Below are 18,439 nucleotides of genomic sequence, written 5' to 3' on the forward strand. Positions count from 1 at the left end.
CCCACCTCCCTGCGTGCCGTGCCTTACCTGCGTGCCGTGCTTACCTGCGTGCCGTGCCTGCCTCCCTGCGCCTTGCCGCCTCCCTGCCTTGCTTGCGTGCCTTGTCTGCCTCCCTGCGCCTTGCCTGCGTACCCGCGTCAACGCGCCCCTGCACCCGCCCCGTCACACAGCACCGCACCCCCCGCGCCTCCGCGCACTGGGCCACCCCGCCACCCTCCGCCGCCGCGTCACCTAGTGTGACGACCCATCGGGCCGCCGCAACCCACCTCGGGACGCTTTGCTCTGCACCTCGATACGCACCAGTGACGGTGGGTCACGCCCATCGATCATCGGGCCATCGACGCCAATCAGATATCAGCAGCTCAGAGCGGTGGTGCGTATGCGGGTGCAGAGCAAAGGGAGCGAACGGCAGTCGAGGTGGCGGCCATTGGCAGTGACGTTGCGTATTCACGGGCGAACACCACGCTGCGTGACCGCGTTGGCTCGCCGACGCGCACCCGATGCCGCCCCGAGGCGCCCGCCCGGATGAGCCCGCCCGAGGCGCCCGCCCGAAGGGCCAATGGCTGCAACCGGCGCTCAGGCTGCCGGTAGTTCGGGGCCGCCGTCGAGCACCGGGGCGAGCAGGTCGCCCTGCTTGTCCATCCGCTTGAGCACCTCGTCGGCGGTGTAGGGCTTCGTCGCCGGCCGCTTGCCCGCCGCGCCCGCCTCGACCTCGTCCCACGTCAACGGCGTCGACACCGACGGCACCGCCTGCGCCCGCAGCGAGTATGGCGCCACGGTCGTCTTCGCGGCGTTGTTCTGGCTCCAGTCGATGAAGACCTTGCCGGGGCGCAGGTTCTTCGCCATCTTCGACACGATCAGCTTCGGGTGCGCCCGTTCCAGCTCCTGGGCGATTCGCCGCGCGTACGCGGACACGTCGTCGGAGGACTGGGTGCCGGCGACCGGGCAGGCCAACTGCATGCCCTTCTTGCCGGAGGTCTTCGGGTAGCTGTCGATGCCGTCCTCGGCGAGCCGGTCCCGCATCAACAGCGCCACCTGGCAGCACTGCTTCAGTGCCGCCGGCGCGCCCGGATCCAGGTCGACCACCAGCATGTCCGGGTGTTCGCCGACCTTCCACTGCGGCGTGTGCAGCTCCAACGCGGCGAGGTTCGCCAGCCAGACCAGGGTGGGCAGGTCGTCGCAGACCACGTAGTCGATGGTCTCCCGCCCCTTGCTCGACCCCGGCGCGGGCAGCGTCTCCGTCCGTACCCAGTCCGGCGTCGCCGCCGGCTTGTTCTTCTCGAAGAACGAGTTGCCGTCCACCCCGTTCGGGAACCGGATCCGGGTCAGCGGCCGGCCCCGCAGGTGCGGCAGGAGCACCGGCGCGATCCGGGTGTAGTAGTCGATCACCTCACCCTTGGTGAACCCGGCCGCCGGGAAGAGCACCTTGTCCAGGTTGGACACCTCGAGCGAACGTCCTTCGACGTCCACCCGCAACCGGTCAGCCGGCATCGTCGACCTCCTCGGGGGGTTTGTCCGGTCGCAGCCGGAGCACCCGCGGGAACCGTAGCCGCCCGTCGGGGGTGCGCTGGCCGTACTTCACCTCCACCACGACCCGGGGGGTTACCCAGATCGCGCCCCGGGCATCCTCGCGCGGCACGTCGTCGGCGAACGGCGAGCCGGACGTACGCAGCGGCTCCAGCTCGGCGAGGAGCTGCCGCTCGATGGCCGCGCCGATGCCGCCGCCGACCCGGCCGCGGAAGGTGAGCCGGCCGTCCGGGCGGGGCACCCCGACCAGCAGCCCGCCGATCCGGCGCGCGCCCGGCCGCCAGCCGCCGACGACGAAGTCGCCGGTCACCTCCAGCTTGACCTTCACCCAGTCCGGCGAGCGCACACCTGGCCGGTAGGTCGAGGCGGCCCGCTTGGCCATCACGCCCTCCAGGCCGTGCTCGCCGGCCGCCTGGTAGGTGGCGGGGCCGTCGGAGAAGACCGGCGGAACCGCCCACCGGGCACCGCCCAGGGCCAGGCCGTCGAGGGCCTCCCGGCGGCGCTCGTACGGCAGGCCGGTCAGGTCCTCGCCGTCGAGCCGGAGCAGGTCGAAGATCATGTACGTCACCGGCATCACGGCCGCCAGCCGGGCCGCCTTGTTCCGGTCCCGGACGTGCATCCGTTCGGCCAGGGCGGTGAACGAGGGCTGCCCGGTCTCGCCGAGCAGCACCACCTCGCCGTCGAGCAGCGCGTCGCCCACCTGGTCACGCAGGGTCGCCAGTTCCGGGTACGCGATGGTGATCTCCACGCCGGAGCGGGCGTACAGGTGCTGCCGGCCGCCGGAGATGTCGGCGAGCGCGCGGACCCCGTCCCACTTGAACTCGTACGCCCAGCCGGAACCCGCCGGGAGCTGCCCGGTCATCGCGAGCATCGGCTTCAGGGGTGCGCCGGGCACCTTTCGACTGTAGTTCGCCGCGGAAGTCCTCGCGCCCGCTTCGATCATTTGCGATCCTGGGCTGTACCGGGGAGAGGAGCCGACATGCGCGCCATCTGGAAGGGAGCGGTCTCGTTCGGGCTGGTCTCGATCGCGGTCAAGCTCTACTCCGCCACGGAGGAGAAGGACATCCGGTTCCACCAGGTCCACCGGGAGGACGGTGGGCGGATCCGCTACAAGCGCACCTGCTCGATCTGTGGCGAGGAGGTCACCTACGACGACATCGCCAAGGGGTACGACATCGGCGGCGGCGAGATGGTGATCCTCACCGACGAGGATTTCGCCGAGCTGCCGCTGAGCACCTCGCATGCGATCGACGTGCTGGAGTTCGTCCCGGCCGAGCAGGTCGACCCGATCCTCTACAACAAGGCGTACTTCCTGGAGCCGGACGGCTCGGCGACCAAGCCGTACGTGCTGCTGCGGGACGCGCTCACCGACTCCGAGCGGGTGGCCATCGTGAAGGTGGCGCTGCGCCAGCGGGAGCAGCTCGCCACCCTGCGGGTCCGCGAGGGGGTGCTGCTGCTCAACACGATGCTCTGGCCGGACGAGGTGCGTACCCCGGACTTCGGTTTCCTGGACGAGGACCTGAAGGTCCGCCCCCCGGAGCTGGCGATGGCCAGTTCGCTGATCGACTCGATGGCCGGCGACTTCGAGCCGGACGCGTTCACCGACGACTACCGCGCGGCGTTGCAGGAGGTCATCGACGCCAAGGTCGAGGGCCGCGAGGTGGTCCAGCCGGAGGAGGTCGAGGAGGCCCCGGCGGCGGCCGTGGACCTGATGGCCGCGCTGAAGGCGTCCGTGGACCGGGCCCGGGCGGCGCGCGGCGAGCAGCCGGCGCGTGGCGCCGGGGCCGGCGAGCCGACGCCGATCTCGTCGGCCCGTTCGGCGCAGAAGGCCGCCGCACAGAAGAAGGCGGCGAAGGCCCCGGCCAAGAAGGCCGCCGAGAAGAAGGCCGCGCCGAAGAAGGCGGCGGCCAAGAAGGCGGCCCCGAAGAAGACCGGCGAGGCCGCGAAGAAGACCGCCACCAAGAAGGCCGCGCCGAAGAAGGCCCCCCGCAAGACCGCCTGACCCGCTCCCGCGCCGCAGGCGCCCGCCGCCCCACCGGCCTCCCGGCCGGTCCGGGGTTTGCCTTGACGTCGGCGGCAAGGTCTAGCGTCGACCGCGACGCCAGCGGCGAGGGAGGTCCGATGCTGATCGGCGAACTGGCGGAACGCGCCGGCACGAGCACCCGGGCGTTGCGCTACTACGAGACGCACGGGTTGGTCCGCGCGGCGCGCTCGGCGAACGGCTACCGGGTGTACGACGAGGCCGAGCTGCCCGTCGTACGCGAAATTCGGGCCCTGCTCGCGGTGGGGTTCGGGCTGGACGACATCCGTCCGTTCGTGGCCTGCCTGCGGGCCGGCAATGCCTCCGGGCACGTCTGTCCGGATTCGGTCGCCGTGCTGCGCCGCAAGCTCGCCGAGGTCGACGCCGGCATCGACCGGCTACACGCGGTCCGGCAGGAGCTGCGCGACCAGCTCTCGCACGCCATCGCCCACCGGGAGGAAACATGCCTGAGGTTGCGCACGCGACCCTGACCACCGTCACCGACGACTCCTTCGCCGGCACCGTGCTGGCCGCCGACCGGCCCGTGGTGGTCGACGTCTGGGCCGAGTGGTGCCCGCCGTGCCACGCCATCTCCCGCAGCCTCGCCGAGCTGGCCGAGGAGTTCGCCGGGCGGCTGACCATCGTCACACTGAACTCCGACGAGAACCCGGAGACCACCCGCCGCTACCGGGTCCTGTCGCTGCCCACCCTGCTGGTGTTCCGGCGCGGTGAGCTGGTCGGGTCGCTCGTCGGGTCCCGGCCCAAGAACCACCTGCGGCAGGCACTGGGCCGCCACGTCGAGGGGTAGGCGAGCGGGGTCGTCGCGCCGGGTGCCCGAGGGGGCGCGGCGCGGTCCGGGACCGTCGCCCCCGCCGGGTACGCTCCGCCGGCCACCACCGGAGGAGACCCCCATGCCGTACACCCCTGACCTGGACCGGCTGCTGACGCCCGGCGCCCGCTTCACCGACGAGCACGGCGCGTACGTCATCGAGGCGCACCCGGTGGGCGAGATCGTCCTGCCGACCGGCCAGGTGGTCGGCTGCGACCCGCTGGTCTGCCCGGAGGCCGACCCGTTCACGGTCACCGTGCCGCCGGGGCGGCACCCCGCCCGGGCCTGGGTGGCCGTGGTGACCCGCGACGGCGCGGAGGTGGACCGGCGGGTGGCCGCGCTGGAGCTGGTGGTGCACGACGAGCCGGCGGTCCGCTGGGAGCTGGCCGTCGTCGGCGACCAGGACGCGTCGTCCCTCGGCGCGGACGACTACTTCGGCTACGGGGTGGACGCCGGCACCGGCACGCTGGCCGACCCGGCGGCGCTGAGTGTGCTGGAGGGCTGGGACTACGAGCAGGTGGAGGAGGTCTTCATCCCGGCCGAGCTGCCGGCGGACCCGGTGCCGGGGCTGATCACCGCGGTCCTGGACGAGGCGACCGGCGCGAACGTGGTCACGGTCACCTCGGGGTGGGGCGACGGCTGCTACGGGACCTGGATCGGCCGGGCCGCCGACGGGCGGGTCACCTCGTTCGTGACCGACTTCATGGTGGTGCCGGACGAGGCGGCCCCGCGCTGACCGTGCCCGGCCGGTGATCCACACCGTTCCGGGGAGGGCACGGCGGGCGTCCGGGCGGGTACCGTGTGCGTCGACTTTCCCCCCGGCACCGTGCCGGCCACACCTTCGCAGCAGGGAGTCGACGCCGTGAGCGAGCGTACGCAGAACCGGACCAAGTCGGAGCGCCGGCTGGCCGCCCAACTGGCGGCCCAGAAGGCGGCCGAGGCGAAGCGCCGCCGGCAGGCGTGGGCGGGCGGGCTCGCCGGCCTCGCCGTGGTGGCGGTCCTGGTCACCGTCTTCGTGATCGTGGCGCAGCGCAACGACGACGACGCGGCCCCGCAGGCCGGCGCTCCCTCGGCGTCCGCCGCGGTGGACGACCCCGCCGCGGCGCCCACCGCGCCGCCGGCTCCGCAGCTGCCGGAGGGCGCCGACCCGGCGCTGGCCACCAAGCCGACGGTCAAGGCGGGCACCGGCGACCTGAAGAAGCTGACCGTCACCCCGCTGATCAAGGGCACCGGCCCGGCGGTGAAGGCCGGCCAGACGATCAGCACCAACTACGTGGGCGTGTTCTACAAGGACGGCAAGGAGTTCGACGCGTCCTGGAACAGCGGTCAGCCGGTCAGCTTCCCGATCGGTGTCGGGCAGGTCATCAAGGGCTGGGACCAGGGCCTCGTCGGCGTGACCGTGGGCAGCCGGGTGCAGCTCGACATCCCGGCCGACCTGGCGTACGGCGACAGCGGCGAGGGCGGCCGGCCGGCGGGTCCGCTGCGCTTCGTGGTGGACGTGCTCGCCGCGCAGTAACCCGCTTCACCTGTTGGCGGTGCGGTTGACCACAGAGGGCTTCCGAGTCGTCACACACTCCCGATAGGTTCGTGGTCACCCTGGACGGCCGGACCGTCCAGGGTGAACCCGTACCCGACGCGCGGAGGTGCACGTGACGGCGCTCGACGGCCCCGGGCGGACCGCCCGGCTGATGTGGACGCACTACGAGCCGGTGCACGCCGTCACCTACTTCCACCCCCGTGCCCGGGCCGCGTACGAGGCCGCCGGGCTGCGCGGCTACTGGCGGGGTTACTTCGCCGGCCGCACCGCCCCGCTCGGCCCGATCGACGCGGCCCCGGTCATCGCCGCCTTCTTCAACTTCGCCCCGCCGATGGTGACCCGGGCATTGCCGGCCGTCTGGCGGCTGGCCACCCCGCAGGAGGCGCTGCGGGCCCGGCTCACCGGCGCGGTGCAGGCGCTGGCCGAGCTGACCTACGAGCTGCCCGAGTCGCACCTGGTCGAGGCGGCCGATCTGCTGGAGGCGGCGGCCGGCTCGGTGGAGACCGCCGGCCGGGTGCTGGGCGCCGCCAACGCCGCGCTGCCGCTCGGCGAGTACCCGCTGGCCCGGCTCTGGCAGGCCGCCACCACGCTGCGCGAGCACCGCGGCGACGGGCACGTCGCCGCGCTGGTCGCCGCCGACCTCGACCCGGTCGAGACGCTCGCCTGGCGGGTCGCGGCGGGCATGTCCGCGCACAACCTGCTCGGGAGGGGCTGGGACGAGGCGCAGTGGGGCGCCGCCCGGGAGCGCCTGCAGAGCCGCGACTGGCTCGACCGCGACGGGGAGCCCACCGAGCGGGGCCGGACCGGTTTCCAGGCGGTCGAGGACGCCACCGACGAGGCGGCGGCCCGGCCGTGGCGGGCGCTCGGCCCGGACCGCACCGACCGGCTGCGCGAGTTGCTCGACCCGATCGCCCGCGCCGGCCACACCGTGATCCCGGTGGACAGCCCCATCGGCCTGCCCACGCTCGAGGCCTGACACCGCCGCCCGACCGCCGTCCCGCCCAGACCGGCCGCCCCACGCCGCCCGACCGCCCAGCGCTGCCGCGCGCGGCGCCGCGCCGCGTCGACCGACCGCCCGCCACCGTCCGACCGTCCGACCAGCGCCCGACAGATCGGGCAGGATGGGCATGTGGTGGATGCGGTGATCTTCGACCTCGACGGCGTGATCGTGGACTCCGAGCCGGTCTGGGAGGAGGTCCGGCGGGCGTACGTGGCGGCGCACGGCGGGACCTGGCAACCCGACAGCCAGCGCCGGCTGATGGGGATGAGCACCGCCGAGTGGGCCCGCTACCTGAGCGACGAGCTGGGTGTCACGCTCACCGCGGACCAGGTCGCCCGCGAGGTGGTCGACGAGATGACCCAGCGGTACGCGGCCCACGTACCGCTGATCGACGACGCCGACCAGGTGGTGCGCCGGATGGCCGCCCGGTGGCCGCTGGGGCTGGCCAGCTCCTCGCCCACCCGGCTGATCGCCGCGACGCTCGCCGCGACCGGGCTGACCGACGTGTTCGGCGCGACGCTCTCCACCGAGGAGACGGCCCGGGGCAAGCCGGCGCCGGACGTCTACCTCGCGGTGGCGGAGCGGATGGGCGTCGACCCGGCGCGCTGTGCCGCGGTGGAGGACTCGTCCAACGGGGTGCGCTCGGCGGCCGCCGCCGGGATGCGGGTGGTGGCGGTGCCGCACGGGTCGTACCCCCTGGACCCGGACGCCGCCGGGCTCGCCTCGGTGACCCTCCGTGCGATCGACGACCTGACCCCGGAGATCGTAGAGCGGCTCGGCTGACCGGCCCGTCCGACTGGTCCTCTCCCATCCCGACCCTGCCCGGATGTACGGTTTGCGAGGCCGTGACGATTCGGCATGACCCCGGATCGGTCGGGTACCGCAGGCGCGGCACCCAGGCCGGCCGACGGGTGCGGGAGCGAGGAGGCGGCGATGAAGGCGATCGTGTACGAGCGCACCGGCGACCCGTCGGTGCTCCAGGTGGTCGACCGGCCCGTCCCCGAGCCGGGGCGCGGCGAGGTGCTGGTCCGGGTGGCGGTCTCCGGGGTGAACCCGACGGACGTGAAGTCCCGCCGGCGCGGCCCGATGCCGGCCGACTGGCAGATCCCCGGCCAGGACGGCGCCGGGGTCATCGAGTCGGTCGGCGAGGGCGTGGACCAGGAGTTGATCGGCGAACGGGTGTGGATCTGGGAGGCCGCCTGGCAGCGCCCGTGGGGCACCACCGCCGAGTACACGGTCGTCCCGGTCCGCCACGCCGTACGCCTCGGTGACGCCTCGTTCGACCTGGGCGCCTGCCTCGGCATCCCGTTCCTCACCGCGCACCGGTGCCTGACCGCCGGCGAGTTCATGCCCGACTCGCTGCACGCCGGTGGGCTGACCGACCACACGGTGCTGGTCCAGGGCGGGGCGGGCGCGGTGGGCAACGCGGCGATCCAGCTCGCCCGGTGGGGCGAGGCCACCGTCATCGCCACGGTGAGCAGCGCGGAGAAGGCCCAGCTCGCGGCGGCTGCCGGCGCCTCCTTCGTGATCAACTATCGGGAGCAGGATGTGGTCGAGGAGGTCCGCAAGATCGCGCCCGACGGGGTGCACACGATCGTGGAGGTCGCCCCGGCGACGAACGCGGCGGTCGACGTGCAGGTGCTGCACCACGGCGGCGCGGTCTCCGTCTACGCCGACGACGACGGACCCGAGGTGACCCTGCCCGTCCGGAGTCTGATGACCCCGAACGCGCGCTGGCAGTTCGTTCTGGTCTACACCGAGCCGAAGGCGGCCAAGGGGCAGGCGCTCGTGGACGTCGGCGCCGCGGCCGCCCAGGGTGGCATCCGGGTCGGCGAGGACGCCGGCCTGCCGCTGCACCACCATCCGCTCTCCGCGGCGGCGGCAGCCCACCAGGCGGTGGAGAACTCGGTGGTGGGGAAGGTGCTGATCAGCGCGAGCGGCCAGTGACGGGTCCGCCACGCCGCCTGATCTGGGCGGATTCGGATCGGTCGCCGGGATATTTCCCCGTCATCGGGACGTAGGCGAACAACTCTCGCAATAATGGCATTGCGGGTCGCCCCGCATGGAACGGGCGGCCCCGGCGCGGTGCGAACGCCGGGGCCGCCCCTGGGGAGGAAGGTCTTTCCGGAGCGCCTCCTGCCCCTACAGGCGACTGCCTGCGGGAAAACGTTACGGCGCGGTCAGCTCCCGGACGGTGAGTTCTCCCTCGGCGTACCGCGATCGGACGACCTTCTTGTCGAACTTACCCACGCTGGTCTTCGGGACCGCGTCGATGAAGGCCCACCGCTCGGGCAACTGCCAGCGGGCCACCGACGCGGACAGGAACTCACGAAGCTCCTCGGCCGTGACCGTGGCGCCCTCGCGGACCACCACCGTCGCCAGCGGCCGCTCGTCCCAGCGCTCGTCCGGCACGCCGACCACGCAGGCCTCCAGCACCGCCGGGTGCCCCATCAGCGCGTTCTCCAACTCCACCGACGAGATCCACTCGCCGCCGGACTTGATGACGTCCTTCGCTCGGTCGGTGAGCGTGATGTAGCCGTCCGGGGAGAGGGTGCCCACGTCGCCGGTGCGCAGCCAACCGTCGCGGAACTTCTCCTCGTCGGGCGTCTCGTCGCCGATGTAGCGTGCGGTCACCCACGGGCCGCGGACCTCCAGCTCGCCCACGGACGTGCCGTCGGCGGGCAGCGGCTCGGCCGACGGCCCGACGATCCGCGCCTCGACCCCGGCCGGCACGCGGCCCTGCGTGTAGCGGTAGCGCCAGGCCTCGTCGCCGGTCGCGCCGGAGGGCGGACGGGACACCGAGCCGAGCGGGGACATCTCCGTCATGCCCCACGCGTGGATGACCTGGATGTCGTGCCGCTCGGCGAACGCGTGCATCAGGGCCGGTGGGCAGGCGGAGCCGCCCACGATGACCTCCTTGAGCGAGGAGGTGTCGACGTCGTGACCGTCCAAATAGGCCAGCAGGTCGGTCCAGATCGTCGGCACCGCCCCGGCCAGGGTGGGTCGCAGGGCGGCGATCATCTCGGCGATCGGCGCGGCCTGCAGGAACCGGTCCGGCATGATCAGCGACGCACCGGAGAGGAAGGCCGCGAACGGCAGCCCCCAGGACATCGCGTGGAACATCGGCACGATCGCCAGCTCGCGGTCCGTCGGCCCGAGCCCGAAGCCCTCCGGCATGCAGACCTGCAGCGAGTGCAGGTAGATCGACCGGTGCGAGTAGGCCACGCCCTTGGGGTTGCCGGTGGTCCCGGACGTGTAGCAGAGCGCGGCGGCGTCGCGCTCGTCCACCTCGGGCCACTCGTACGTCTCGGGGCGGTCGGCGAGCAGCGCGTCCCAGGTGTGGACGGTGATCCGGTCGCCGGCCGCCTCGACCAGCGGTGCTGGGTCCCCGCCGCCGACCACCACCACGTGCCGCACGGTCGTCATCTGGCCGATCACCCGGGCCAGCAACGGGATCAGCGTGGTGTCGACCAGCACCACCCGGTCGTCGGCGTGGTTGGCGATGTAGGCGACCTGGTCCGGGAAGAGCCGGAGGTTGAGGGTATGCAGCACGGCACCCATGCTGGGCACCGCGAAGTAGGCCACCAGATGCTCGTTGTTGTTCCACATGAAGGTGGCGACGCGTTCGTCGCCGGTCACGCCGCACTCGGCGCGCAGACCGTGGGCCAGTCGGGCCGCGGCCCGCCCGACCTCGGCGTACGTCATTCGACGGGGTTCGGCGCCGGTCCACGTGACCACCTCGGCGCTGCCGTGCACGGTGGCGCCGTGTTCGAGGATCCGGGCGACCTGGAGGGGGGCGTCCATCATCGTGCTACGCATGGGTGACAAGTTAGTGTCGCCGGTCACACATTGGGAACCCCGGAAACCCGTCCGGGCCCGGCCGTGCCTCGTAAATTGTCCGGGTGAGTATCTCCTGGGCGGACTCGTACGTGGGGCAGCTGCGCGCGCTCGCCGGGGACCGGACGCTGATGTTCGTCGGGGCCCGGGCGGTGGTGCGGGACAACGCCGGGCGTGTGCTGCTGATCCGGCGCTCGGACAACGGCCAGTGGGCGATGCCGGCCGGCGCCATGGAGCTGGGCGAGTCGATCGCCGACTGCGCGGTGCGGGAGGTACGCGAGGAGACCGGGCTGCGGGCGCTGCGGGTCAGCGCGTTCGCCCTCTACACCGGCCCGGACCGCACCCACACCAACATGTACGGCCACACGTACCAGATCTTCACGACCGCGTTCCGGGTCGAGGAGTGGGACGGCACGCTGGCCCGGGTTACCGACGAGACCACCGACGCGGCCTTCTTTCACCGCGACCAGCTCCCGGCCCCGCTCTCGACCTCGGTCACCGAGACCCTGGCCGACCTCGACGTCTTCGAGCAGACCAACCGGCTGATCCTGAAGTGACCTCGGAACCGTCCCGCTGATCAAGAGGTTTGCGTCAGCCGCCCGGCGGATCCTGGCGCAAACCTCTTGATCACCCGGGTTGAAGAGGCCGTCAGATCATCGTCTGGGACTTGGCCTCCATGTCGGCGGCGGCCTCCTCCTTCGACTCGCGGGTCAGCGGCTTGCCACCCGGGGCCGGGGCCTGGCCGCCGAGCGGGTCCGCGCCGCCGGTGGCGCCCTGCGGCCCGGTGCCGCGCAGCTGGGCGTTCGGCATCACGAGCGTGACCAGCACGGCCGCGATGGCGATCAGGCCGGCGGTGAGGAAGACCCGGTGCAGCCCCTCCACGAACGAGGCCTGGATCGCAGCCCGCACCGGCCCGGGCAGGGCCATGATGGTCGCCGGGTCGTTGATCGAGATGTTCGCGCCGCCACTCGCCGCGACGGCGGCCTGCTGCGGCGGCGGCAGCTGGGCGATCGCTGGCGGCAGCCGGTCGCCCAGTTCGGTGGCGAGCCGGGAGGAGAGCACCGCGCCGAGAATGGCGACGCCGAACGATCCGCCGAGCGACCGGAAGAACGTCGCCGAGGACGTGCTTGCGCCCAGGTCCCGGACCGACACGGCGTTCTGTACGGCGAGGATCAGCGACTGCATGCAGAGACCCAGCCCGACGCCGATCACCACCATGTAGCCGAACGCCGTCCAGAGCGAACTGTCCACGTGCAGCTGGGTGAAGAGGAACATGCCGGCGAGCAGGACCGCGGAGCCGGCCACCGGGAACCACTTGTACCGGCCGATCCGGCTCATCGCCTGGCCGGTGACGATCGAGGTGAGGATGATGCCGGCCATCATCGGCAGCATCAGCAGACCGCTCTTGGTCGGCGAGGCGCCCTTGACGATCTGCAGGTAGAGCGGGATGAAGATGATCGACCCGAACATCACCAGGCCGAGCACGAAACCGGCCAGGTTGGCCAGCGTGAACGTCCGGTTCCGGAACAGCCGCAGCGGCAGGATCGGCTCCGCGACCCGGGACTCCTGCATCAGGAAGAGCACGCCCAGCACCACGCCGGCCGCGAACAGCCCGAGGATCACGCCGGAGGTCCAGGCGTACTCGGTGCCGGCCCAGCTCAGCGCCAGCAGCAGGGTGCTCACCCCGGCCACCAGCAGCCCCGCGCCGAGCCAGTCGATGGCGTGGTTGCGGCGCTCGAACGGGATTAGCCGCATCACGTGGTAGCAGACGATGATCGCCAGGATGGCCAGCGGCACGTTGATGTAGAAGATCCACCGCCAGTTGGTCTCCGCGAAGTACCCACCCACCAGCGGGCCGGCCACCGAGGAGATGCCGAAGACCGCGCCGAAGAGGCCCTGGTAGCGACCGCGCTCCCGCGGTGAGACCACGTCCGAGATGATGGTGAACGCCAGCGTCATCAGGCCACCGGCGCCCAGACCCTGGATGCCGCGGGTGACGATCAGCTGGGTCATGTTCTGCGACAACCCGGCCAGCAGCGAGCCCACCAGGAACGTCCCGATCGAGAAGAGGAAGACCGGGCGGCGGCCGTAGAGGTCGGCCATCTTGCCGTACAGCGGGGTCGACGCCGTCGAGGCCAGCAGGTACGCGGTCACCACCCACGAGTAGTGGTTGATGCCGCCCAGCTCGCCGACGATGGTCGGCAGGGCCGTACCGACGATGGTCTGGTCGAGGGCCGCCAGCAGCATGCCGGTCATCAGGCCGAGCATGAGCAGGCGGATCTGCCGGCTGTTCAGCACCGGGGCGGCGTGAGCTTCCGTGGTCATCACGCCCTCTTTCCCGACCCACGAAGAACATGCCCCGCCCAGCCGAACTCCCCGCACTCCGACGTGTTGATCATGAGGTCTGCGGCGGAATCGGAGATCGACTCCGCCGCAGACCTCATGATCAACGGGATGCTGTGGCCGGGCGCCTCAGTGCGCGCCCTCCGCGAACTCTTCGACGATCTTGGCACAGAAGGCCGGGAGGTCGGCCGGCTTGCGGCTGCTGACCAGGCCGTTGTCGGTCACGCACTCCTCGTCGACCCAGGTCGCGCCGGCGTTGGTGAGGTCCGTGCGCAGGCTGGGCCAGGAGGTGATCCGCCGGCCGCGCACCACGTCGGCCTCGATCAGCGTCCACGGTCCGTGGCAGATCACCCCGACCGGCTTGCCGGCGTCGAAGAACGTCCGGACGAAGCGGACCGCGTCCGGATCGGCGCGCAGGAAGTCGGGGTTCGCCACCCCGCCCGGCAGCACCAGCGCGTCGTAGCCGCCGGCGTCCGCGTCGGCCGCCGTCACGTCCACGTCGTACGGCTTGGACGGGTCGAGGTGGTTGAAGGACTGGATCTGGCCGGGCTTCAGCGAGACCAGCTCGACCGTCGCGCCGGCGCTCTCCACCGCCTCCCGCGGCTTGACGTACTCGACCTCCTCCACGCCGTCGGCGGCCAGGAAGGCGATCCGCTTGCCCTGAAGTGTCGTCGTTGCCATCTCGATGCATCTCCTCTCCGGGGTATGTCCGATTCCTTCCCGGGACGGCCCCGGCGAAACAGCGCGGACGGTGAGGCCGACCACCGCCCGCCCGTAGCCGAAGGATCGATGGAGGTCGACCCCGACGGCCAGGTTTGACCCCACCGGCCAGGGGGATCCGGGGAGGCATGGCAGGAGCAGCAGCGGAACAGCGCCGGCTCGCCACGGTCGTGGACAGCTGGCGGGAACGCCCCGTCCTGGTCGTCGGCGACGCCATGCTCGACGACTGGCGGTTCGCGGAGTCCGACCGGCTCTGCCGGGAGGCGCCCGCGCCGGTCCTCACCCTCCGTCGGCGGATCTCCGCGGCCGGCGGCGCGGCGAACACCGCGGTCAACATCGCCGCGCTCGGCGGGCGGGCCGTGCTGGTCGCCCCGGTCGGCGCCGACGTGGCCGGCGACGAACTGCACGACTGTCTGGACCGGGCGGGAGTCTGGGACCGCACGGTCAACCAGCCCGGCCGCCCCACGCCGGTGAAGCGGCGGATGCTGGCCGGGAACCAGATCCTGCTCCGGGAGGACTCCGGCGAACCCGACGACGCGCTGGACCCGGAGGGGGTGGCCCGGCTGCTCACCGCGCTGGGCTGCGCGACCGAGGAGCTGCGCGCCGCCGCCGGCGGGGAGGCACCGACGCTGGTGGTCTGCGACTACGGCCTCGGCGCGCTGCCCGCGCCGGTCCGCGCCTGGCTGGTCAGCCAGCGGGATCGCTACGCCACCGTCGCGTTGGACGCGCACGACCTCGCCGACTGGCACGGCCTCGCCCCCACCGTGGTGACCCCGAGCTTCGCCGAGGCGACCCGCCTGCTCTCCCGCGCCACCAGCACCGCCCGCCCGGGCGGCGGCGCCGAACTGCACCTCGACCACCCGGACGACGACCCGGCCGACGGCCCGTCCGAGCTGACCGTCGGCGCCGCGCCCGGCGCTCGGCCACGTTCGCACGGCCCGGAGGCCGACGGCCCGGCGCGGCCGGCCGACTGGTCGGACCTCGGACGGCACGACGGCGTTGACCCGGCCACGGCTCGGACGGACCGGGTGGGGCCGACCGGCGAACCCACCCCCGGCGAGGGCCGGGTGGCGATGACCGGCGACGGGCTGAGCGTGACCGGCACCGGCGTCACGGTGAACACCGAGGCCGGCGAGGGCGTCGACCGGGCGGTGCTGGCCGAGTCGCGCCTGGCCGAGCTGCGCGCGCACACCGGCGCGGACGTGGTGGCGGTGACCCTGGACACCGAGGGCGCGGTCGTCGGCGGAGCCGACGGCGAGCCGCGGCGCAGCCACAGCACCCCGGTGCCGGCCAGCCACGCGGTGGGGGCCGGGGACGCGTACCTGGCGGCGATGACGCTGGCGCTGGCCGCCGACGCGCCGCTGCCCACCGCCGCCCAGCTCGCCCAGCTGGCCGCGACCATCACCGTCTCGGACACCGGCACCTGCGTCTGCCGGCGCGAGGACCTGCTCGCGGCCCTGGACCTCCCGGTGGAGGACGCCGGGCGCCCGGGCGTGGTCGGCGTGGACGAGCTGGAGGCGGTCGTCGACGAGCACCGGCGCGCCGGGCGGACCGTCGTCTTCACCAACGGTTGCTTCGACGTGCTGCACCGCGGCCACGTGCGCTACCTGGAGCAGGCCCGTACGCTCGGCGACCTGCTGGTGGTCGCGGTGAACTCGGACGGCAGCGTCCGCCGGCTGAAGGGGCCGGACCGCCCGGTGAACCCGGTGGAGGACCGCGCGGCGCTGCTGGCCGCGCTCTCCTGCGTGGACCATGTGGTCGTCTTCGAGGAGGACTCGCCCGCCGGGCTGATCGAGACCGTCCGCCCGGACGTCTACGTCAAGGGCGGCGACTACCCGCCGGAGATGGTGCCGGAGGCCCCGCTGGTCCGTCGGTTGGGCGGTCAGGTCCGCACCCTCGGGTACGTGCCGGACCGGTCCACCTCCCAGATCATCGAGCGGATCCGGGCGCACAGCCAGGAGCGGGAGACCGACCCGTCGCTGACCAGCAGGCAGTCGTGAACCGGCCGCTCGACCCGGACGCCCCGGAGCGGTTCCGCGCCGACCGGCAGGTCGACGTGCTGATCCCGACCCGCAACCGCCCCGCCGAGCTGGCGGTCACCCTCTCCGGGCTGGCCGCCCAGGAGGGCGTACCCGGCTTCGGGGTGGTGGTCAGCGACCAGTCCGACGTGGAGCCCGCGTTCGCCCACCCGGCCGCGGCCACCATGGTCCGGGCGCTGCGGCACCGGGGACACCCGGTGCTGCTCACCCGCCGCCTGCCCCGACGCGGGCTGGCGGAGCACCGCGCGTACCTGCTGGCCGCCTCGACCGCCCGGTACGTGCTCTGCCTGGACGACGACGTCTGGCTGGAGCCCGGGACGCTGCGCCGGCTGGTGACCGCTATCGGCGAGCTGGGCTGCGGGTTCGTGGGCAACGCCGTGCACGGCCTGTCCTACCTCGACGACGTACGGCCGGAGACGCACGGGCACTACGAGGAGTGGATCGGCCAGCCGGTCCCGGAGCGGGTCCGGCCGGGCAGCCCGGAGTGGGACCGGGCACGGATCCACTCCGCGGCGAACCTGCTGCACGTCAGCGGGAAGCTGGCCCTGCCGGCCGGCGCCTGGCGGGCGTACAAGGTCTCCTGGATCGGCGGCTGCGTGCTCTACGACCGGGCGAAGCTGATCGACTCGGGCGGCTTCGACTTCTGGCGCCGGGTGCAGGAGAAGCACCAGGGCGAGGACGTCGCCGCCCAGCTCGCCGTGCTGGCCCGCCACGGTGGCGCAGGGGTGCTGCCCAGCGGGGCATACCACCTGGAGTCGCCGACCACCGTCACCGAGCGGGAGGTGGAGGCGTGGGAGGTCGTGCTCGCCGACGAGGACGCGCCCCAGCCGGCGTGAGTTGGATCAGGGCGTGAGCCCGGTCAGGGCGCGGCGCGTCCGGCCGGCGTGAGCCCGGTCAGGGCGCCCCGGGCTCCGGGTGCAGCAGCTCCCGCGCGGCCTCCAGGACCTCGGCCACCGGCACGTCGGTGACGAACGAGTCCCGGTGCGGGCACTCGCCGTCGCCGGGCCGGTGCGGGTAGATGCCCGGCGTGCAGTCCACCCCGCAGACCGGGCAGTGCACCGTCCACGAGGTGATCGGCCGGTGCCGGCCGCGCAGCGGGCTCGCGGTGTTGATCAGGTTGCCGACCCAGAAGATGCCGACGGTCGAGGCGCCGACCGCCGCGGCCAGGTGGAGCGGGCCGGTGTCGTTGGAGACCACCAGCGCGCACCCGGCGAAGCAGCCGGCCAGCCCGCCGAGGCTGAGCGTGCCGACCTGCGGTCGGACCGGCACCCCGGCCGCCGCGACCACCCGGTCCACCACCTCCTGCTCGGCCGCCGTGCCGGTGACCAGCACCTCGTACCCGTCGCCGGCCAGCTCGCGGGCGACCGCACCGAATCGCTCGGCGGGCCAGCGCCGGCGGGTGTCGGTCGCGCCCGGGTGCAGCGCCACCCGCGGCCGCTGCGCCGGCCCGAGCACCTCGGCCGCCTCGGCCCGGTCGGCGTCGGTCACGGCCAGCGTGGGCACGATGGTGGTGGCCGGCGCGCCGAGCAACGCCACCACCTCCAGGTAGCGGATCACCTCGTGCTGGTAGTAGACGTACCGGAGCCACCGGTCCAGCGGCGGCGCGTCCTCGGCGCGCACCCCGGCGGTGACCCGGGCACCGAGCTTGGCGATCAGCGGGTTGGAGTTGGCGCCGCCGCCGTGCAGCTGCACCGCCAGGTCGAAGCGTTCCTGGCGGGCCGCGGCCAGGAAGTCGTCCATCGCCGCCGCCGGCTCGCCCGGCTCCGGCTGGCGGATGCCGTCCGCCGGCGGCACCACCAACACCCGGTCCACCGGGCCGGGCCGGTCGCGCCAGAGCTTCGCGTGCCACGGCGCGCCGAGCAGCACGATCTCCGCCTCCGGGTACGCGGCGCGCAGCGCGTCCAGCGCCGGCAGGACGAAGATGAAGTCGCCGAGCGCGTTCGCGCGCAGGACGGCGATGCGGGCGACATCGGGCACGCGCTCGGCGAGCGGGCCGAGCAGGGACGGGGCGACCACGCGGTTCCGCTACGGCCGGTCGATCTCGCCGGCCGTGGTATCCGGGTGGTGCAGTTCCCGGTCCGCGGCGGGATCGACCGGCATCGGCGTACCACCGTTGACGGCGCCGGTGCGCGGCCCGGAACGGCCGACGGTGATGGTGCGCGGCGTGGGCCTGGGAGCCCGGGGCAGCCGGACGCGGAGCAGGCCGTGGTCCATCACGGCGTCGATCGCGGTGGGGTCCACGCGGGACGGCAGGTCGACCCGGTACTCGAAGCCACGGGTCTCGAAGCCGCCCGCGATGCCGTGGTCGGCGTTGACCTCCGCCTCGGAGCGGGCCCGTACGCAGAGCTCCCGGTCGTCGAGCTCGACGGCCACCTCCTCCGGCGCCACCCCGGGCAGCCGGACGACCACCTCCCAGCCGTCGGGGGTCTCGGTCAGCTCCACCTCGGGCGGGCCGGACCGGGAGCCGACCAGCCGGCGCAGCTCCGAGCGCAGCGACTGGAGTTCGCCCATGGGGTCCCAACCCTGTTGCCGGCCCCGCCAGCTCCGGCCGAACCCGCCGCCGCCCTGGTCACTCATGCCCATGCCT

18 protein-coding genes are annotated in these 18,439 nt (G+C 73.2%); 11 read left to right on the top strand and 7 right to left on the bottom strand.

Annotated elements, in window-relative coordinates; genetic code table 11:
- Nucleotides 1-576: 576 nt before the first annotated feature.
- A complete protein-coding gene (ligD, locus tag O7603_RS19240; RefSeq protein ID WP_281571194.1) occupies nt 577-1,491 on the bottom strand; it encodes a non-homologous end-joining DNA ligase in 915 nt (304 codons plus the stop codon).
- Nucleotides 1,481-2,422: a non-homologous end-joining DNA ligase gene (gene ligD / locus O7603_RS19245; RefSeq protein ID WP_281571195.1), complete on the bottom strand. Its 942-nt coding sequence runs from the start codon at nt 2,420-2,422 to the stop codon at nt 1,481-1,483. Before ligD (O7603_RS19245) ends, ligD (O7603_RS19240) begins: the two co-directional genes overlap by 11 nt.
- A gap of 84 nt (nt 2,423-2,506) precedes the next feature.
- Between ligD (O7603_RS19245) and O7603_RS19250 the strand changes: the two genes are divergently transcribed.
- From O7603_RS19250 to O7603_RS19285, 8 genes are all read left to right on the top strand, one after another.
- Nucleotides 2,507-3,529, top strand: a complete 1,023-nt coding sequence (locus O7603_RS19250; protein ID WP_281571196.1) for a Ku protein — start codon at nt 2,507-2,509, stop codon at nt 3,527-3,529.
- A 119-nt stretch (nt 3,530-3,648) separates the two neighbouring features.
- The gene (locus O7603_RS19255; protein ID WP_281571197.1) at nt 3,649-4,038 is read left to right on the top strand and encodes a MerR family transcriptional regulator; all 390 of its coding nucleotides are present in this window, start codon (nt 3,649-3,651) and stop codon (nt 4,036-4,038) included.
- On the top strand, nt 4,011-4,355 hold the full coding sequence (locus O7603_RS19260) for a thioredoxin domain-containing protein (protein WP_281571198.1): 345 nt from the start codon (nt 4,011-4,013) through the stop codon (nt 4,353-4,355). The genes O7603_RS19255 and O7603_RS19260 overlap by 28 nt, the downstream gene beginning before the upstream one ends.
- Nucleotides 4,356-4,458: 103 nt before the next feature.
- Nucleotides 4,459-5,112, top strand: a complete 654-nt coding sequence (locus O7603_RS19265) for a DUF4241 domain-containing protein (protein WP_281571199.1) — start codon at nt 4,459-4,461, stop codon at nt 5,110-5,112.
- 90 nt (nt 5,113-5,202) lie between these two features.
- Complete coding sequence (locus O7603_RS19270) at nt 5,203-5,892, top strand: FKBP-type peptidyl-prolyl cis-trans isomerase (RefSeq protein ID WP_281571200.1); 690 nt, start codon at nt 5,203-5,205, stop codon at nt 5,890-5,892.
- 172 nt (nt 5,893-6,064) lie between these two features.
- Nucleotides 6,065-6,889, top strand: coding sequence for a hypothetical protein (locus O7603_RS19275; protein ID WP_281576735.1), 825 nt, complete (start codon nt 6,065-6,067; stop codon nt 6,887-6,889).
- 153 nt (nt 6,890-7,042) lie between these two features.
- Nucleotides 7,043-7,696 carry an HAD family phosphatase gene (locus O7603_RS19280; protein WP_281571201.1) on the top strand — a complete coding sequence of 218 codons (654 nt, stop codon included), beginning with the start codon at nt 7,043-7,045 and terminating at the stop codon, nt 7,694-7,696.
- 150 nt (nt 7,697-7,846) lie between these two features.
- Complete coding sequence (locus tag O7603_RS19285) at nt 7,847-8,860, top strand: NADPH:quinone reductase (protein WP_281571202.1); 1,014 nt, start codon at nt 7,847-7,849, stop codon at nt 8,858-8,860.
- Nucleotides 8,861-9,082: 222 nt separating this feature from the next.
- Here the strand turns inward: O7603_RS19285 and O7603_RS19290 are convergent, their stop codons facing one another.
- Nucleotides 9,083-10,717 carry a fatty acid--CoA ligase gene (locus tag O7603_RS19290; protein ID WP_281576736.1) on the bottom strand — a complete coding sequence of 545 codons (1,635 nt, stop codon included), beginning with the start codon at nt 10,715-10,717 and terminating at the stop codon, nt 9,083-9,085.
- A 98-nt stretch (nt 10,718-10,815) separates the two neighbouring features.
- Here O7603_RS19290 and O7603_RS19295 point away from each other — a divergent pair, with 98 nt between their 5' ends.
- Nucleotides 10,816-11,307, top strand: coding sequence for an NUDIX domain-containing protein (locus tag O7603_RS19295; RefSeq protein ID WP_281571203.1), 492 nt, complete (start codon nt 10,816-10,818; stop codon nt 11,305-11,307).
- Nucleotides 11,308-11,398: 91 nt separating this feature from the next.
- Here O7603_RS19295 and O7603_RS19300 read toward each other — a convergent pair whose 3' ends face one another.
- Both O7603_RS19300 and O7603_RS19305 read right to left on the bottom strand, forming a co-directional pair.
- A complete protein-coding gene (locus O7603_RS19300; RefSeq protein ID WP_281571204.1) occupies nt 11,399-13,075 on the bottom strand; it encodes an MDR family MFS transporter in 1,677 nt (558 codons plus the stop codon).
- A 147-nt stretch (nt 13,076-13,222) separates the two neighbouring features.
- Complete coding sequence (locus tag O7603_RS19305) at nt 13,223-13,774, bottom strand: type 1 glutamine amidotransferase domain-containing protein (RefSeq protein WP_281571205.1); 552 nt, start codon at nt 13,772-13,774, stop codon at nt 13,223-13,225.
- Nucleotides 13,775-13,941: 167 nt separating this feature from the next.
- Here O7603_RS19305 and rfaE2 point away from each other — a divergent pair, with 167 nt between their 5' ends.
- Both rfaE2 and O7603_RS19315 read left to right on the top strand, forming a co-directional pair.
- Nucleotides 13,942-15,813 (top strand): D-glycero-beta-D-manno-heptose 1-phosphate adenylyltransferase, encoded by a 1,872-nt coding sequence (rfaE2, locus tag O7603_RS19310; RefSeq protein ID WP_281571206.1) that lies wholly within the window; start codon nt 13,942-13,944, stop codon nt 15,811-15,813.
- Complete coding sequence (locus tag O7603_RS19315; RefSeq protein WP_281571207.1) at nt 15,810-16,688, top strand: glycosyltransferase family A protein; 879 nt, start codon at nt 15,810-15,812, stop codon at nt 16,686-16,688. The genes rfaE2 and O7603_RS19315 overlap by 4 nt, the downstream gene beginning before the upstream one ends.
- A gap of 58 nt (nt 16,689-16,746) precedes the next feature.
- Here the strand turns inward: O7603_RS19315 and O7603_RS19320 are convergent, their stop codons facing one another.
- Together O7603_RS19320 and O7603_RS19325 are read right to left on the bottom strand one after the other, a co-directional pair.
- Nucleotides 16,747-17,868, bottom strand: coding sequence for a glycosyltransferase family 9 protein (locus tag O7603_RS19320; RefSeq protein ID WP_281571208.1), 1,122 nt, complete (start codon nt 17,866-17,868; stop codon nt 16,747-16,749).
- Nucleotides 17,869-17,877: 9 nt separating this feature from the next.
- The gene (locus O7603_RS19325) at nt 17,878-18,429 is read right to left on the bottom strand and encodes an Hsp20/alpha crystallin family protein (protein ID WP_281571209.1); all 552 of its coding nucleotides are present in this window, start codon (nt 18,427-18,429) and stop codon (nt 17,878-17,880) included.
- Nucleotides 18,430-18,439 lie beyond the last annotated feature (10 nt).

The sequence above is a fragment of the Micromonospora sp. WMMD812 genome (genome assembly GCF_027497215.1).
Taxonomy (GTDB): domain Bacteria; phylum Actinomycetota; class Actinomycetes; order Mycobacteriales; family Micromonosporaceae; genus Micromonospora.

Bases quoted from the DNA above. Each gene is read 5' to 3' on its own strand.
- ligD (WP_281571194.1), bottom strand. From the start codon at position 1,491: ATGCCGGCTGACCGGTTGCGGGTGGACGTCGAAGGACGTTCGCTCGAG.
- O7603_RS19250 (WP_281571196.1), top strand. From the start codon at position 2,507: ATGCGCGCCATCTGGAAGGGAGCGGTCTCGTTCGGGCTGGTCTCGATC.
- O7603_RS19255 (WP_281571197.1), top strand. From the start codon at position 3,649: ATGCTGATCGGCGAACTGGCGGAACGCGCCGGCACGAGCACCCGGGCG.
- O7603_RS19260 (WP_281571198.1), top strand. From the start codon at position 4,011: ATGCCTGAGGTTGCGCACGCGACCCTGACCACCGTCACCGACGACTCC.
- O7603_RS19265 (WP_281571199.1), top strand. From the start codon at position 4,459: ATGCCGTACACCCCTGACCTGGACCGGCTGCTGACGCCCGGCGCCCGC.
- O7603_RS19275 (WP_281576735.1), top strand. From the start codon at position 6,065: ATGTGGACGCACTACGAGCCGGTGCACGCCGTCACCTACTTCCACCCC.
- O7603_RS19285 (WP_281571202.1), top strand. From the start codon at position 7,847: ATGAAGGCGATCGTGTACGAGCGCACCGGCGACCCGTCGGTGCTCCAG.
- O7603_RS19290 (WP_281576736.1), bottom strand. From the start codon at position 10,717: ATGGACGCCCCCCTCCAGGTCGCCCGGATCCTCGAACACGGCGCCACC.
- O7603_RS19300 (WP_281571204.1), bottom strand. From the start codon at position 13,075: ATGACCACGGAAGCTCACGCCGCCCCGGTGCTGAACAGCCGGCAGATC.
- O7603_RS19305 (WP_281571205.1), bottom strand. From the start codon at position 13,774: ATGGCAACGACGACACTTCAGGGCAAGCGGATCGCCTTCCTGGCCGCC.
- rfaE2 (WP_281571206.1), top strand. From the start codon at position 13,942: ATGGCAGGAGCAGCAGCGGAACAGCGCCGGCTCGCCACGGTCGTGGAC.
- O7603_RS19325 (WP_281571209.1), bottom strand. From the start codon at position 18,429: ATGAGTGACCAGGGCGGCGGCGGGTTCGGCCGGAGCTGGCGGGGCCGG.